This window comes from Ectobacillus panaciterrae DSM 19096 (assembly GCF_000430785.1).
GTDB classification, from domain to species: domain Bacteria; phylum Bacillota; class Bacilli; order Bacillales; family Bacillaceae_G; genus Ectobacillus; species Ectobacillus panaciterrae.
In genome coordinates this window covers 31301-45985 of the sequence record NZ_AUMR01000015.1, presented here as the reverse complement: position 1 = coordinate 45985, position 14685 = coordinate 31301, and the positions used below count along the sequence as shown (strand labels likewise).

General features: G+C 44.7%; 17 protein-coding genes and 1 pseudogene. 10 read left to right on the top strand and 8 right to left on the bottom strand.

The window, feature by feature from the left end:
- Nucleotides 1-47: 47 nt before the first annotated feature.
- Nucleotides 48-599, top strand: a complete 552-nt coding sequence (locus H540_RS0106265; protein WP_028399908.1) for a 3-hydroxyacyl-CoA dehydrogenase family protein — start codon at nt 48-50, stop codon at nt 597-599.
- Complete coding sequence (locus H540_RS0106260) at nt 596-1747, top strand: thiolase family protein (protein WP_028399907.1); 1152 nt, start codon at nt 596-598, stop codon at nt 1745-1747. Before H540_RS0106265 ends, H540_RS0106260 begins: the two co-directional genes overlap by 4 nt.
- 169 nt (nt 1748-1916) lie before the next feature.
- Here the strand turns inward: H540_RS0106260 and H540_RS0106255 are convergent, their stop codons facing one another.
- From H540_RS0106255 to H540_RS0106245, 3 genes are all read right to left on the bottom strand, one after another.
- Nucleotides 1917-3095 (bottom strand): NAD(P)/FAD-dependent oxidoreductase, encoded by a 1179-nt coding sequence (locus H540_RS0106255; RefSeq protein WP_028399906.1) that lies wholly within the window; start codon nt 3093-3095, stop codon nt 1917-1919.
- A gap of 42 nt (nt 3096-3137) precedes the next feature.
- Entirely contained in the window at nt 3138-3584 is a 447-nt protein-coding gene (locus H540_RS0106250) for a DUF1641 domain-containing protein (RefSeq protein WP_028399905.1), read from the bottom strand.
- Between the two features lie 624 nt (nt 3585-4208).
- Entirely contained in the window at nt 4209-5399 is a 1191-nt protein-coding gene (locus H540_RS0106245; protein ID WP_155890956.1) for an alanyl-tRNA editing protein, read from the bottom strand.
- A gap of 151 nt (nt 5400-5550) precedes the next feature.
- Between H540_RS0106245 and H540_RS0106240 the strand changes: the two genes are divergently transcribed.
- Entirely contained in the window at nt 5551-5952 is a 402-nt protein-coding gene (locus tag H540_RS0106240; protein ID WP_028399903.1) for a hypothetical protein, read from the top strand.
- Between the two features lie 27 nt (nt 5953-5979).
- On the opposite strand, the gene H540_RS31850 is transcribed toward H540_RS0106240, so the two are convergent.
- The 3 genes from H540_RS31850 to H540_RS31845 all read right to left on the bottom strand — a co-directional run bounded on the left by H540_RS31850 (nt 5980) and on the right by H540_RS31845 (nt 7380).
- Entirely contained in the window at nt 5980-6141 is a 162-nt protein-coding gene (locus H540_RS31850; RefSeq protein ID WP_081415034.1) for a XapX domain-containing protein, read from the bottom strand.
- A gap of 293 nt (nt 6142-6434) precedes the next feature.
- A complete protein-coding gene (locus tag H540_RS0106230; protein WP_028399902.1) occupies nt 6435-6818 on the bottom strand; it encodes an alpha-crystallin domain-containing protein in 384 nt (127 codons plus the stop codon).
- 418 nt (nt 6819-7236) lie between these two features.
- Nucleotides 7237-7380: a small acid-soluble spore protein P gene (locus H540_RS31845; RefSeq protein WP_081415033.1), complete on the bottom strand. Its 144-nt coding sequence runs from the start codon at nt 7378-7380 to the stop codon at nt 7237-7239.
- A gap of 115 nt (nt 7381-7495) precedes the next feature.
- On the opposite strand from H540_RS31845, the gene H540_RS0106215 reads away from it, so the two are divergent.
- Nucleotides 7496-7756 (top strand): hypothetical protein, encoded by a 261-nt coding sequence (locus H540_RS0106215; RefSeq protein ID WP_028399901.1) that lies wholly within the window; start codon nt 7496-7498, stop codon nt 7754-7756.
- A gap of 36 nt (nt 7757-7792) precedes the next feature.
- On the opposite strand, the gene sspO is transcribed toward H540_RS0106215, so the two are convergent.
- On the bottom strand, nt 7793-7942 hold the full coding sequence (sspO, locus tag H540_RS0106210) for a small acid-soluble spore protein O (RefSeq protein ID WP_028399900.1): 150 nt from the start codon (nt 7940-7942) through the stop codon (nt 7793-7795).
- 384 nt (nt 7943-8326) lie between these two features.
- On the opposite strand from sspO, the gene acnA reads away from it, so the two are divergent.
- The 6 genes and pseudogenes from acnA (at nt 8327) to tlp (ending at nt 13262) form a co-directional block, all read left to right on the top strand.
- On the top strand, nt 8327-11047 hold the full coding sequence (gene acnA / locus H540_RS0106205) for an aconitate hydratase AcnA (protein WP_028399899.1): 2721 nt from the start codon (nt 8327-8329) through the stop codon (nt 11045-11047).
- A 20-nt stretch (nt 11048-11067) separates the two neighbouring features.
- Nucleotides 11068-11420, top strand: a pseudogene (locus tag H540_RS31840) (IS200/IS605 family element RNA-guided endonuclease TnpB); the annotation flags it as partial.
- A gap of 223 nt (nt 11421-11643) precedes the next feature.
- Nucleotides 11644-12207, top strand: a complete 564-nt coding sequence (locus tag H540_RS0106200; RefSeq protein ID WP_028399898.1) for a peroxiredoxin family protein — start codon at nt 11644-11646, stop codon at nt 12205-12207.
- 227 nt (nt 12208-12434) lie between these two features.
- Nucleotides 12435-12575 carry an FbpB family small basic protein gene (locus H540_RS31835; protein ID WP_081415032.1) on the top strand — a complete coding sequence of 47 codons (141 nt, stop codon included), beginning with the start codon at nt 12435-12437 and terminating at the stop codon, nt 12573-12575.
- 56 nt (nt 12576-12631) lie between these two features.
- Complete coding sequence (locus H540_RS0106190; RefSeq protein WP_028399897.1) at nt 12632-12766, top strand: acid-soluble spore protein N; 135 nt, start codon at nt 12632-12634, stop codon at nt 12764-12766.
- Nucleotides 12767-13031: 265 nt separating this feature from the next.
- Nucleotides 13032-13262 carry a small acid-soluble spore protein Tlp gene (gene tlp / locus H540_RS0106185; protein ID WP_028399896.1) on the top strand — a complete coding sequence of 77 codons (231 nt, stop codon included), beginning with the start codon at nt 13032-13034 and terminating at the stop codon, nt 13260-13262.
- A gap of 34 nt (nt 13263-13296) precedes the next feature.
- Here tlp and H540_RS0106180 read toward each other — a convergent pair whose 3' ends face one another.
- Nucleotides 13297-14589 carry a glycoside hydrolase family 18 protein gene (locus H540_RS0106180; RefSeq protein ID WP_028399895.1) on the bottom strand — a complete coding sequence of 431 codons (1293 nt, stop codon included), beginning with the start codon at nt 14587-14589 and terminating at the stop codon, nt 13297-13299.
- Between the last annotated feature and the right edge of the window lie 96 nt (nt 14590-14685).

Sequence of the window (14685 nt, the reverse complement as noted above, 5' to 3'; positions counted from 1 at the left end):
GCGAGCAAGTAAAGCATGCGCTGGCTGAACAATAAGGAGGAGCAGAGATGATACAAAACATTTCAGTAATCGGTTCAGGCATTATGGGAAGCGGCATCGCACAGGCGTTGGCGATGGGCGGCAAGGGTGTCAAGCTGTATGATGTGTCAGAAGAAAGCCTGCAAAAAGCATATAGCGGCATTACGAAGAGTTTAAGCCGATTCGTAAAAGCAGGGCGCATGACGGAGGAAGAAGCGCAAGAGATTGTTGCAAACATTGTTGCCGTAACGACGCTTGAAGAAGCATGTAAGGATGTAGAGCTTGTGATTGAAGCTGTGCCTGAAAATCTTGCGCTGAAAGAAGAAGGCGTAGCGGGCAAAGAGGAAATCGATAAAGCGATTCGTCTCGGCTTAAACTATCCGATGGGACCGTTTGAGCTTGCGGATTATGTGGGTCTTGATACAATGCTATTTGCCAGTCAAGGTTTGACAGAGGCATTCGGCGAGCGCTTCCGTGCGCCGCAAGCGCTCGTGAAACTTGTAGAAGCGGGCCATCTCGGCAAAAAAACAGGCAAAGGCTTTTATGACTATACAAAAGAAAAGGAAGGCGTAAAACGATGACTCGGGATGTTGTAATCGTAGAAGCTGTCCGCACGCCTGTCGGTAAACGAAACGGCGCGTTTCGCGAGCTGCATCCTGTTCAGCTTGCAGCTGCCGCGCTTGGCGAAGTGACGAAGCGGGCAGGCTTGGATAAGAGTCTGATTGAAGATGTAGTAATGGGGTGTGTGACGCCAATCGAGGAACAGGGCTACAATATCGGACGTTTAGCTGCGCTTGAAGCAGGCTATCCGATTACGGTTCCGGCTGTTACGATCAACCGTATGTGCGGCTCCGGTCAGCAGGCTATTCATTTCGCGGCGCAGGAAATAAAATCCGGCGATATGGATATTACCATCGCTGCGGGCGTGGAGCATATGACGAAGGTGCCGATTTTAAGCGACGGCAATGAAAAGACGATACCAAAGAGCTTGCATGAAAAGTATAACTTCATTCATCAGGGTATTTCCGCGGAGCTCGTTGCTGAAAAATACGGCATTACGAAGGAACAGCTGGACGCATATGCACATGAAAGCCATCAGCGTGCGCTGCGTGCCATTGCGGAAGGGAAGTTTGAACAAGAAACGGTTCCTGTACAAGGATTGGATAAAAAAGGAAATGAAGTGCTGGTTACAAAGGATGAAGGGCCGCGGGCGGATACATCGCTTGGAATTCTTGCAGGTTTAAGACCTGTTTTTAAAGAAAATGGAGCTATTACAGCTGGAAATGCCAGTCAAATGAGTGACGGGGCGGCTGCAGTATTGCTGATGAACCGGAATCGGGCTAAGGCGCTGGGTTTAAAGCCGCGCGCGCGAATCGTCAATCAAGTAGTCATCGGTTCTGATCCGACGCTTATGCTGGACGGCGTCATTCCCGCTACGAAAAAGGTATTAGAAAAGTCCGGCTTATCCATCCGTGATATCGATCTTGTCGAAATCAACGAGGCTTTTGCTTCTGTTGTGCTGGCATGGCAAAAGGAGATTGGTGCGGATTTAAGCAAGGTGAACGTGAACGGCGGAGCCATCGCTCTCGGACATCCGCTCGGGGCGACAGGCGCAAAGCTTATGACATCCTTGCTGCATGAATTGGAGCGACGAAACGGCCGCTACGGGCTATTGACGATTTGTATCGGTCACGGCATGTCCACGGCAACGATTATCGAAAGATTATAGAAGCATAGAGCAATTACACGTATTATGCTAATATGAAATTAACCTAATCACAACCAAATTATTACTGAAAAAGGACAGCCCTTACTCTCAGGTGAGGGCTGCCCTTTTTTATCATTTTGGCAAGAAGACCCCCGCTTCAAGTTCTGCTAAGCGGGGGTCTTCAACCAAATTAATACGCTAAAGCAAATAGTCCTTTAATATGGGACAGATAACGAACATTACTTGCTTCCTTCATTAATGATGCCGGTAAACCTTTTAATTGCGTTTTATTTCCACCGATTGTACCGATTGCATCTTTACGGCCAAGGCTTCCTAATGTTCCGGAGAAAACAGGAGTTAATTCTTCCATTGCACCGCCTTTAAGGTAAGCGAACAAGTTATAGCCAATCGTTTCACCCATTTGCCATGCTAACTGCGCTGTAGGAGGATACGGGCGTCCTTCAGGACCCATAACAACTGCGCTGTCGCCGGCAAGGAATACGTCTTGATGGGATGTAGATTGAAGGAATTCGTTTACGAGCGCACGTCCGCGATTCACTTCAATTCCTGAATTCGCAACGACAGAATTACCTTGAACGCCGCCTGTCCACACCATCGTTTTCGTTTCAATCGTTCTGCCATCTTTCAACTCAACAGCGAACTGTTCCATCTTCGTAACCGGTGTACCTGTTATAAACTCTACACCGCGCGCCGCAAGGCTAGTCTGTGCACGTTCTACCAATTCAGCAGGGAATCCCGGCAGAACAGTCGGTGCTGCCTCAACGCAATATAACGAAATTTCTTTATGGTCTACACCGTACTGGCGGCATAGCTGCGGCATTAAGTCCGCAAACTCACCAATCAATTCAATACCAGTAAGGCCGCCGCCGCCGACAATAATTGTCGCGTCTGCTTTGTTTTTCGTTTTGCTGTATTCGCGAATACAAGATTCAACATGCTCACGCAAACGATTCGCATCGTTTACGGACTTCAGAATAAAGCTATGCTCTTGAAGGCCTGGAATGCCAAAGTAAGCTGTTTCGCTGCCAAGCGCTACCACAAGCAAGTCATAGTTCAGTTTCGTGCCATCGGCAAGAGAAACTTGGTGTTTATCAGGTGAAATTTCTTGGACACTACCAATCTTCAAATCAATGTTTTTGCCGCGAAGCAATTTTTCCAGCGGCAATGCTACAGCTTTCTCTGATAAGTTACCTGCAGCTAGACGATGCAATTCTGTAATGATTTGATGGGTTGGAAAGCGGTTTACGACCGTAATGGAAGCCTCCTCAGCACTTAAATGCTGACGTGTTGTCAACGCGCTGAGCAATCCGCCGTAGCCGCCGCCCAAAATTAAAATATGTTTTGACATGATCCTTCCTCCGTTTGCACTTTTATCGAAATCAGGAAAGCCTTACCGTTGTTTTTGCTGTGCAGACATGATATCTAAATATGCCTGTGCAAAACGGAACAGCTTTTGTACCTGTGGGTCTTTCAGCATTCGCAATAAGCCGAATAGGCCAATCGTCGTTGTTTGATTAGCTGCCCGGTCATTCGCTTCAATAGCTGCCGCCGCACACTCCTTAACCTTTTCTTCAACTGGTTTTACGAATTCCTGCATGCCGCCTACCAAATCATCGAATAGCACGCGATCAGTTAGAAGAGATTGCGCAACATCATATGATTTGGTCAGAAAAGTCACCATTTCCGCCAGCTTTGGCAGATTTTCTACAAGAACAGTCAAAGATTCTTGTATTTCCGGTTTTAACAATTGATCAAGCACATCGTTTTGTCCGCTATTTACTGCCTGACTTTCGACAATAGAAGCTTCTTGTGATTGTTGAATAGTTGCTTGAGACATAGAAAAAGTCCTCCTTTGCTATATATTGTTGTCGTGTGTAGTTTGACCTCTGGTTATACAGAGGAATAGAGTTTACCTAGCTCTACTAAAAATATGTAGACCTCTTGGAAATTGTGAAACCGCTCACATGTATTTATTCTAATCCTACTGTAATTGAAAAACAACTATTTTGTTATAAAACGTAAAAAAATGTTGATTGATGAAGGAGATTTTTCTTGTTTTCATGAGTTGACAAAAAATTCAGATATACATACGTATCTATAAAGGTGTGTGATTATATAAATGCAACTAAAAAAATCGATATAAAAACTTTTCTTTTAGGGGGAGAGAGCATCCGACTAAGCGTAGAAGCGGTCAAACCCTTTTCGTGGCCTATGCAGGGAGAGAGAGAGAGGGAGCGAGCGCAGTTTCCCTTTTGTTCTACGTGGCAAACGATAGATACGTCGGAATAACAAAGTGGACTTATAATAGAAGATAGATAGAGTCTTGTTCTATTGGCCGGCGCAATAAATCAACAGGAAAAATCACAAAAAGAATGAGCGCTTAAACTCATTCTTTTTATTTGTTGTCTATTTTATTTTTTGGGGCCCAGCCTTCACTGCTGCTTCCCGTACCTTTTTACAATTATTCAGAAACACCCGCAATCAGCTTTTCTAAAAACGCCTCAGCACTTACAACCGCTTTTCCGCCGCCGCGTGCGCTCAACGGATTCCCGCCGCCTTTTCCTTCGATGAGGGGAAGGGCGCTTTTCAGCGCTTCATTCATATTTTTCTCGACAGCTTTGCCGCTTGCGCATACGCATTGAATGTTGTCTCCAGTTTGTGCGACAAGCAACGCGATTGCTTCGCTATCCTGCGTCAATGCAACGGACAGCTTTGCCAAGTCCTGCATAGAGCGGTCTGTGAATACGGCCGCAACGAGTTTGCCGGACGGAAGGGATGCTGCTTTTTCCAGAAGTTCGTTCGCCTCGTATGCAAGGAGTTTATCGTTTGCGTCGCGTAATGCTTTATCCATTTCCTTTTGAGAGGTTAAGATTTGTTCCAGCTTGTTAGGCAGGTCGCTTTCTTTGCTGTTGAGGAGGCGCACCGCGTCTTTTAAAACGGTTTGTTTTTCATGCATAATGCGGAGCGTGCGCCAACCGCATGCGAATTCGAGGCGGATATTGCCTTTATGGCGCTCCCAGCCCAGAATCTTGATAGGGCCGACTTCGCCCGTATAGTTCGGGTGTGTGCCGCCGCAGCCATTGTAATCAAAATCCTCCACGATGACGACGCGAATGTTTTCTTTTACCGTCGGTTCTTTTCGAAGCGGCAGTGTTTTTGCTTCTGCTTCATCTATCCAGCGAATAGTAATGGGGCGGTTTGCGAATACGATTTCGTTTGCGAGCTCTTCCGCTCCCAGCGCTGTTTCCATTGGCAGCTCAGGCGTTTCCAGGTCGATGGTCGCAGTGTCGCGGCCGAGATGGAACGCATTTGTCAGAATCCCGAACTTTTCTGCGAATGCCGCGGATAAAATGTGCTGTCCGGTGTGCTGCTGCATATGGTCGAAGCGGCGTTTCCAGTTTAATTGTCCGTTAACGTCGCTGCCGTTAATTTGCTGCGTAATATAATGACGAATCTCTCTGTCTACTTCTTCTACATTCGTAACCTCAATATCATTCAATGTTCCGGTATCATGCGGCTGTCCGCCGCCTGTCGGGTAAAACGCTGTTTCCTCTAAGACAACGTATGTGCCGTTTGCGTCTTCATTTTGTTTTAAAATTTTGGAAGTAAAGCTTTGTATGTAGGCGTCTTTATAGTATAGTTTCTCTTTCACAATCGGTTCCCCTTTCTGTAGCTCTTTTCTCATTGTAAACGATTCTTTTCAAAAGACGAAACGTAATACAAAAAATAAACAAGAGTTCGGAAATTCTTGGTATAATGTAAGAAAGAAGCATGTCCTATTTCTTATAAAGGGGGTTGTAACGTTGGAGGAGCGTACATTATATAAGGACGGCGTGCGAGAGTTGATCAGCCTGAGCAAGGAAGTGTCCGAAGTATATCGGCAAATGCATGAAATGACGGAGCTGCTGAAAACATGCAACGGGGAAAGCGTGCTGTTTGATACATTTTATTTGCAGGAGCTCATCATGAAAAAGGACGGACTGGCGTGTATGTATGAACAGCTGCTCGTTCAGATTTGCATCAACAATTGCTTTGACATGAAAAGCTGGAAGACTGGGCAATACAGCTATGACCGAGATGAAGTAGCGAGCTGGGTCGATGAGTTTAATACGCGTTATCAAGCCAATGTTTTACTGGAAGATATTGTGAAATCACTTCGTTTTGATTATGGAATGGATATAGGGCTGACCCGAGTAGAACGATAAAAGACGCTCCGTGAGCGTCTTTTTTCTTTAGAACAAAGTTTTGCCCCATTGAAACAATACGTACCCGAGATAGACCCCGGCGATGCCAAGCAAGCCGCTTAAAGTAGGCGGGGCCGGGATAGGCAAACGGATGGCGGAAAATACAATACCGACAATGAAGCCGGCGAGAATGGATAAAAGCTGTTCCATGCTATACACCTCGTGACAAGTAAGATAAAGCTAGTTTTTCTTTTCATGCGGGATTTTATGAAAAAGAAAAAGGAATTTTCCTATTGATAGAGAATATACGTTCCTTATGGTTTTTAGTGCAACTGATGAGAGCAGGTTATATGAGCACGAAACTAAAATCCATACACCCGATTGCGATTAATATTATTATCGGACCGATTTTGCAGCCTCAGCCGGCTTTTGTAGACAAGCTTGTCAGGCGGATTTTTTCTTGCTCACTCAGTTCCCTCACCTCTGCCCATAGTATAGTACATTTAATCCGTAAAGCGGATTGCAGGCTCTGTTGCCTGTATCGTTTCTGTTTTGGAAATGTGGATTTCTAAAAAGCCGTTCTCAAACGATGCTGCCATTTTCTTGTACATCACGTTAATGGGCAATCCTATATCGCGCTCAAGCACGCATCCTGGTTCCTTCGCCACAAGAATACGCAAGCCGTTATTCGTTTTTTCGATTTGCACCTTTTGCCGGCAGGAAGTAGGCAAATCGGCCTCTAAAATATACTCCAGCTCCGTCTCGAACAAATCAACGCATATGCCGTCCGGATATTGCACAGCGAAAGGATCGGAGCAAAATTGATCCATCCACTGTTCAAACCCTTCAACGTGCAAAAAGCAATCCTTTTTTTTCTTTGCACACATGGCGCGATACCCTCCATAATTTCTAATTAGTACTAAAGTATTCATGGATAGGAAAGAGGTGAAAAGGAAAAGACAAGCTTTCAAAAAATAGGAAAGACAACCAGCGAAGAAGACAAACGGGAGATGTACTGCAGAATATCAATATACATTATGTGAAAAAGAGAATGTTTATGAAGCGGGGACATTTGGTAAAGAAGAATTTTTTTCTGCTGTCCCGTATAAGCTTGCTTTGCAGGATGTTTTGGGCAGATAAAGAAGGATTTCTTGAATTTTACCGCAACAGAAGGAAAGGGGAATAGACACTAAAGTTCAATCAAAGATTCATTCGTCCAGCTATTGGGTTAAAGTGTTCCAGTCATAGAACCGGCGAATTTGAAAAAGACCATCCCAAAGTAGAGGATGGCCGGCTTGCACATGCTTATTGGTCGTGATGAGCATTGTGCTTTTGGCGCGTGTGCTTCCTATTTTTTACTTTATGAGAGCCGCTCAACGGCTCCGGCTGACCGCCGTTCTCATCTTTTGGAGAATTGCGGCGAATGGATTTCCCGGTGTTTTTTTCCATGATCTTCACCCCTTCCCTTATTAGGATGCAGTGATTTTTTCAATTTATACCCGCATGTTTTTCCCGGAAACAACGAAAGATAACAGAGAATACTTCAGAGAAAGGGGAAAATATTATGCCGTATCATAAAGATAAGCAACAGGCGTTTCAAGCCGCGCAGCAAGGAACGAAGCAGGCGGTGGAGGCAAACGATCATATCGTGAAAAACGATCCGGATTACGGACAACATTTAAAGGAATTGCGCGAGGAAGTACAAGAAGCTTACGAGCAGATTCAAAATGCATTGGCGACCGCTTCCGAAACGCAGCGCAAGCAGCTTGAAAAGTATGAGCAGGATGTACAGCAAATCATGCAGGGAATCGACGATTTCCAGTAAAGTACAAAACCCGTGAGATTCACGGGTTTTCGTTAGTTATTGATTCTTTTTACGTTTTTTATTATTTTGGCGTTGTGCCGGAGTAAGCGGTTCGTTAGAAAGTTCTTCATTATATCCTGTGCCTTTTCCTTGCGCCGATGCAGCGTTCATGCCAGGAATGATATGGTTTGCTTTACGCTTGACCATGTTCGTTCACCTCCTGCGCATAGTATTTGTTCTTCAGAGCTGCACCATTCATTTTTCCACCTTTTCAGCTCCTTTATAAATTAAGCAGTGCATTATACAGTTTCGCAGAAATGCGGAAAATTTATTTTGAGATAATGAAGGATTACAATAACGAAAGAAAATATATGCGTTTATATGAATAAATTCTCTATACTGAAAAAGGGTTGGGAACTGCAAAAACGCTTACTGTACAAGGAAGTCATAAAGAAATCTTATTGAGGACTATAAGTTTCTTATTATTTACTTATGTTCCAAGTTGTAATAAGATATTATCGTAAGGTATAGAAAAGTTTGTATACATTTTATTTTCAGACTTTTGCTCACGTTTAACAGGGGGGATTTACAATGGTAAAACATGATCCATTTCACGCGCGTGCTACGTTTACAGTAGATGAAAAAACGTATCAATATTATCGTTTGAAAGCGCTTGAAGATGCGGGTATGGGAAACATCTCGCGTTTACCGTATTCTATTAAAGTATTGCTTGAGTCCGTGCTTCGCCAAGTAGACGGACGCGTAATTAAAGAAGAGCATGTAGAAAACCTTGCGAAATGGGGAACAAGCGATGTTCAGGACATCGACGTTCCGTTCAAGCCTTCCCGCGTTATTTTGCAGGACTTCACAGGCGTACCGGCTGTTGTAGACTTAGCTTCTTTACGTAAAGCTATGGCTGATATGGGCGGAAATCCTGATAAAATAAATCCGGAAATTACAGTTGATCTCGTAATTGACCACTCGGTTCAGGTTGATAAAGCAGGTACACCGGACGCGCTTCAATTCAACATGGACTTAGAATTCAAACGTAACGAAGAGCGCTACAAGTTTTTGAGCTGGGCGCAAAAATCATTTGATAACTACCGTGCGGTTCCGCCTGCAACAGGTATCGTGCACCAAGTAAACCTTGAGTACTTGGCGCCTGTTGTACACGTGCAAGACGTGAACGGCGAGCTTGTTGCATATCCGGATACATTAGTGGGAACTGACTCCCATACAACAATGATCAACGGTATCGGCGTTCTTGGCTGGGGCGTTGGCGGTATTGAAGCAGAAGCAGGTATGTTAGGACAACCTTCTTACTTCCCGGTTCCAGAAGTGATCGGCGTAAAACTGACAGGTACGCTTCCTAGCGGCATGACTGCGACAGACGTAGCTCTTAAAGTAACGCAAGTATTGCGTCAAAAAGGCGTAGTAGGCAAGTTCGTAGAATTCTTCGGACCTGGTCTTGAAAGCATGCCTCTTGCAGACCGTGCGACAATCTCTAACATGGCGCCTGAATACGGTGCAACGTGCGGATTCTTCCCGATTGACGATATTTCTCTTAACTACCTGCGCTTAACTGGCAGAAGCGAAGAGCAAATTCGCATCGTTGAAGAATATTGCAAAGCGAACGGCTTATTCTATACTTATGACAGTGAAGATCCAATCTACACTGAATTAGTACAAATCGATCTTACGACAATTGAGCCTAGTCTTTCTGGTCCGAAGCGTCCGCAAGACTTGATCAAGCTTTCTGACATGCAGGACTCCTTCCGCAAAGCGGTAGTGGCTCCGGTAGGAAACCAAGGCTTCGGCTTCCTCGACGAAGAGCTTGAAAAAGAAATGAAGGTTGCGCTTGACGGTCAAGAGGTAACGATGAAAACTGGTGCAATTGCAATCGCAGCGATTACAAGCTGTACAAATACATCTAACCCATACGTGCTTGTCGGTGCAGGTTTAGTAGCGAAGAAGGCCGTGGAAAAAGGTTTGAAAGTGCCGGCATACGTAAAAACATCCTTGGCGCCTGGCTCTAAGGTTGTTACAGAATACTTGGATAAATCCGGTTTGACACCGTATTTGAACGAATTAGGTTTCAATACAGTAGGATACGGATGTACAACATGTATCGGAAACTCCGGTCCGTTAGCGCCTGAGCTTGAAAAAGCAATCGCGGAAAACGACCTTCTTGTAACATCCGTTCTTTCCGGAAACCGTAACTTCGAAGGACGTATCCATCCGCTTGTAAAAGCGAACTACTTAGCGTCTCCGCCATTAGTAGTAGCTTATGCAATTGCAGGAACTGTCGATATCGACCTTCGCAAAGCCGCGCTAGGAAAAGATCAAAACGGCAATCCGATTTACTTCAATGACATCTGGCCGACAGCAGACGAAATACAAGAAGTTGTATCTTCTGTTGTAACAGCTGAATTGTTCAAGAAGGAATATGAGCGCGTATTCGATAGCAATGAGCGCTGGAACAAAATTCAAACATCCAACGAAGCGCTTTACACTTGGGACGATAAGTCCACATATATTCAAAACCCTCCATTCTTCGAAGGGTTATCTAAAGATCCGAAAGAGGTTGAGCCTCTTACAGGACTTCGCGTAGTCGGTAAATTCGGTGATTCCGTAACGACTGACCATATCTCTCCGGCAGGCTCTATCGGCAAAAATACGCCTGCAGGTCAATACTTGCTGTCCCAAGGCGTACAGCCGGTTGACTTCAACTCTTACGGTTCCCGCCGCGGCAACCATGAAGTGATGATGAGAGGTACATTCGCAAATATCCGTATCAAAAACCAAATCGCACCTGGCACAGAAGGCGGCTACACAACTTACTGGCCGACTGGCGAAGTAACATCCATCTATGATGCGGCAATGAAATATAAGCAGGACGGAACAGGCCTTCTTATTATCGCCGGCAAAGATTATGGTATGGGAAGCTCCCGTGATTGGGCTGCGAAAGGAACAAACCTTCTAGGCATCAAAACAGTTATCGCTGAAAGCTTCGAGCGTATTCACCGCAGCAACCTTGTGTTGATGGGCGTGCTTCCTCTTCAATTCAAAGAAGGCGAAAATGCAGAAACGCTTGGCTTAATGGGCAACGAATCCTTTGAAGTCCATGTAGACGAGCACGTGAAGCCTCGCGATATCGTAAAGGTAACTGCAATCGATCCAGAAGGCAACTCCAAGCAATTTGAAGCAGTAGCTCGTTTCGACTCCGAAGTGGAAATCGACTACTACCGTCACGGCGGTATCCTGCAAATGGTGCTTCGTGAAAAAGTAAAAGAATCCAAGGTAACAAACTAAGGATAACTACAGGTTGCGTGCTGCGCAGCCTGTTTTTTATCTTTTGTAGACGAGAAGACCCCATCCTCAAGGAATGGGAAGGGCGCAGCCGCTTTGTATTCAATCGCTTCCTTACCCTATGGAATGATGCCTACAAGGCAACAGGTGAAGGTTTGACGTACAGCGCTTGCTCAAAACAGCTCACAGCGCTTAAAAAAGAAGTGCCATGGCAGTAGACAGCGTTGCCTTGCAATCTTCCCTCAAGAACCTTGTCGATACGTTCAAACGCTTTTTCCAAAAACAGAATGACACGTCGCGATTCAAAAGCAAACGAGACAAAGTCCAATCTTATACCACAAAGCATACAAATGGAAATATTGCAGTAGAGGGCAATTGCTATAGCGTCTGTACATCACGACAAGCCGAAAATGGGAGCCTTACAGTAAGTGAATAACGGATTTACACAATATTTCTACATATACGACGAAGCATATCGCTGGTTAAAGAGTGTCGGGACAGTTTAACTTTTCTTTATTTTGTGTTTCAATAGAAATAAGAATAGTTACAGGCTCGTCCGTATACACTGATAACAAATGGAAAAACAAGGGATGATACATATGCTGCGAAAAGGAATGATTGTATTGGTACTGTTGGCGATGGCTGGCTATGCCGCTTATCACCAATTCTTTAAAGAAGAAAAGCAGGTAGCCACGCAGGCAAAAACGGCTGAAGAAGCAATGGCAAATGCCGGACTGGAAATCGGCAAAGTCGCGCCTGATTTTGAACTGCAGGCCACGGATGGAACGAAAGTCAAACTGGCGGATTTAAAAGGAAAAAAGGTAATCCTGAATTTCTGGGCGACATGGTGTCCGCCGTGCAAGCAGGAAATGCCGGAAATGCAGAAGTTTTATGAGAAAAACAAACAGGATGTTGTCATTGCAGCGGTCAATTATACACCGTCTGAGCGTGCTAATGGGGAAGCAAAGGTGAAAAATTTTGCGAGTGAAAATGGTTTAACATTCCCGATTTTACTCGACACGACGTCTGCCGTTAGCAACACGTACAAAGTCATCAGCTTGCCGACTTCCTATTTCGTTGATACGAAAGGCGTTATTCGCCAAAAGTATATCGGACCAATGACGGAAGCATTCATGGAGAAGACTGTAAAGGGATTGAAGTAAAACCAATTTCGTGGTGAAATTGGTTTTTTGTTTATACATAAGAAGGATAATGAGCTGGAAAGCAGAAAACATAATCAAAAACAATAAAGTGCACTGAATAGCGTGATTCTAGTATCTTTTCTGTTTTCATATTTCTTTTCTAATAAAACAAATTTTCTCACAAATTCGATTAAATCACCCTGTCTTTGCCTATACTATCGGGTAAAGATAGATGAAAGGGTGATAGCATGAGACGCAATCGCAGAAAAACGTTTGAAGAGCTTGTAATGGAGAATAAACTGCAGCTGCTCAGCGATCGCGAGGCAATTGAGCGCATCGAGGACCGCTTGGAGGAAAGATTGGAGAAACGTTTAAGACAAGCGGAATAGTCCCTCACATAATGTAGTGCGCACCGATGCATACTACTTGTGAAGGAGGGGTTATGATGGGAAATCCAAAGAAACATTCCATGCATTTCAGACCGGATCATATCGGCACGCAGAATCATGAAGCCGGTGGAAACAAAGGTAAGAAAATGCAGGATAAAACAGGTAAAAAACCAATTGTAGATAACGGTTAACAGCACAAAAGGACGATTTTTCGTCCTTTTTTATTGTCCAGCTTCATCGGCTGAACGAGCCGGCTCCGCTTTTCGATGATGTCCAGCTCCGCCGGCTAGGCACTGCCACCTAAGAACCTCCGCCACAAAAAAGCAAAAAGCGCTTTTTAGGGCGGAGAACCTTAGGTTCTGTGCCTAAACGAGCCGGCTCCGCTTTTCTTGGTATATTGCTTCGCTTTTGAACCAAACTAACTATGTAACTCATCTTTTGAGGAGGAATAAAACCATGACAGAACAGTATAAATCTAATCCTGACGACAGAAGCGATAACGTGGAAAAGCTGCAAGAAATGGTACAAAATACAATTGAAAACATGAACGAGGCAGAAGAAGCGGCGCGTTTCTCCAATGAAAAGGATCGAGCAGATATTGAAGCGAAAAATCAGCGCCGCTTAGAAAGCATCGCTGGGATGCGCAACGAAATTAAAGAAGAAGCTGCATACCGTGAAGAACAGTAAGATAAAGAACAGTAAGATAAAAGGCTGACGTACGTCAGCCTTTTTTTACGATATTGAAGTTTTCCGCCAGCAAACGTGAATTTTGCGGAAACGGCAAACCGATTTTCCAATAGCTGATACCGCCTATGCCTTGTTCTTTCATTAAATTGAATTTCGCTTGCAGGGAGCGTGAATCTTCAAACCATACTTCATGCTGGCTCCCATTTTCGTCATAATACGTAAAGTTCGGAGCCTGCGCGCTGTAATCGTAGCGAATCGGCACGTTATACTTCCTTGCTAAAGATACGGCTGCCACAGAGCTTACGGCTTTTGCAGGCGGATTCCCCGGTTTATAAGGCAGCGTCCAGTCAAAGCCGTACAAATTTTGCCCCATCATAATTTTGCTTGCAGGCATTTGCGTTTTTGCATATTGAATGACCTGCTTGACAGGGTCAATCGGAGAAACTGCCTGTGGAGGCCCGCCTTGCCAGCCCCAGTCATATGTCATAATTACAACGAAGTTCACAATCGCTCCCTGCGCTTTATAGTCGTGCGCCTCAAAGAAGGCGCCTTTTTGAGCGGAGCTTGTTTTCGGAACGAGTGTAGTGCTCAGTGTATAGCCTTGCGGAAGCCGCGCCTTTACATTGCGGAGGAATTGATTGTAAGGTTCACGGTCTTCAGGCCTTACATTCTCGAAGTCAAAATGAATGTCTTGCATATTGTATTTCTGTGCCGTTTCCAATACGTTTGTAATAAATTTATTTTGGAGAGTCGGGTTGTTGAACAAGATCTTCGTTACCTCAGGGCTGAAGTTTCCGCTTTCTAAATTTGTTATAACGAGCATCGGAACGACGCGATTTTGTCTTGCGATATCGAGCACTGGTGCCAAGCTTGTCGGCTCGTTTAATGTGCCATCGCGCTTTGCCTCGAAGCTGAAATACGCTAAATACGTCAAGTTCGGACTTAATGCGCGCGTTGCATTCAGCAAGCTCTCTTTAATAGGAATGGAAGTAGGCTGCAAATAAGCGATGGATTCGGCTGAGCGTTTTGTTCCTTTCGGGATATACAAACGCTGACCATCCTGCAGCATTGTTTTTAGTGATAGATTATTTGCTTTAGCGAGCGTTTGGAGCGGGATATTATATGTTAACGCGATTTTATATAAGCTGTCTCCCGGCTGTACATAATACACATTTCCCGTGGTGTTCACAAGCAACGACTGACCGATGACAAGCGGCAAACTTGCGTCCAGCCCGTTATCCCGAACAATTTCATCTACAGTCGCTCCGTACCGCTGCGCCATTTTATATAAAGTGTCACCCCGCTGGACAACTACAATTTGAAGCATCGAATCACCCCTTTAGAGAAAAGATATGCCGTTTCTATTTTATTTTCGTGTAGGTTGTATTATGATAAAGTACATGGAAAGAACCACCAAAAAGGA

What these genes read in the sequence shown, in the direction of transcription:
- H540_RS0106190 (WP_028399897.1), top strand. Translation starts at nt 12,632, where the DNA reads ATGGGAAATCCAAAGAAACATTCCATGCATTTCAGACCGGATCATATC.
- H540_RS0106180 (WP_028399895.1), bottom strand. Translation starts at nt 14,589, where the DNA reads ATGCTTCAAATTGTAGTTGTCCAGCGGGGTGACACTTTATATAAAATG.
- H540_RS0106215 (WP_028399901.1), top strand. Translation starts at nt 7,496, where the DNA reads ATGCCGTATCATAAAGATAAGCAACAGGCGTTTCAAGCCGCGCAGCAA.
- acnA (WP_028399899.1), top strand. Translation starts at nt 8,327, where the DNA reads ATGGTAAAACATGATCCATTTCACGCGCGTGCTACGTTTACAGTAGAT.
- H540_RS0106265 (WP_028399908.1), top strand. Translation starts at nt 48, where the DNA reads ATGATACAAAACATTTCAGTAATCGGTTCAGGCATTATGGGAAGCGGC.
- H540_RS0106260 (WP_028399907.1), top strand. Translation starts at nt 596, where the DNA reads ATGACTCGGGATGTTGTAATCGTAGAAGCTGTCCGCACGCCTGTCGGT.
- H540_RS31835 (WP_081415032.1), top strand. Translation starts at nt 12,435, where the DNA reads ATGAGACGCAATCGCAGAAAAACGTTTGAAGAGCTTGTAATGGAGAAT.
- H540_RS0106250 (WP_028399905.1), bottom strand. Translation starts at nt 3,584, where the DNA reads ATGTCTCAAGCAACTATTCAACAATCACAAGAAGCTTCTATTGTCGAA.
- H540_RS0106255 (WP_028399906.1), bottom strand. Translation starts at nt 3,095, where the DNA reads ATGTCAAAACATATTTTAATTTTGGGCGGCGGCTACGGCGGATTGCTC.
- H540_RS0106200 (WP_028399898.1), top strand. Translation starts at nt 11,644, where the DNA reads ATGCTGCGAAAAGGAATGATTGTATTGGTACTGTTGGCGATGGCTGGC.
- H540_RS31845 (WP_081415033.1), bottom strand. Translation starts at nt 7,380, where the DNA reads ATGGAAAAAAACACCGGGAAATCCATTCGCCGCAATTCTCCAAAAGAT.
- tlp (WP_028399896.1), top strand. Translation starts at nt 13,032, where the DNA reads ATGACAGAACAGTATAAATCTAATCCTGACGACAGAAGCGATAACGTG.
- H540_RS0106230 (WP_028399902.1), bottom strand. Translation starts at nt 6,818, where the DNA reads ATGTGTGCAAAGAAAAAAAAGGATTGCTTTTTGCACGTTGAAGGGTTT.
- H540_RS31850 (WP_081415034.1), bottom strand. Translation starts at nt 6,141, where the DNA reads ATGGAACAGCTTTTATCCATTCTCGCCGGCTTCATTGTCGGTATTGTA.
- sspO (WP_028399900.1), bottom strand. Translation starts at nt 7,942, where the DNA reads ATGGTCAAGCGTAAAGCAAACCATATCATTCCTGGCATGAACGCTGCA.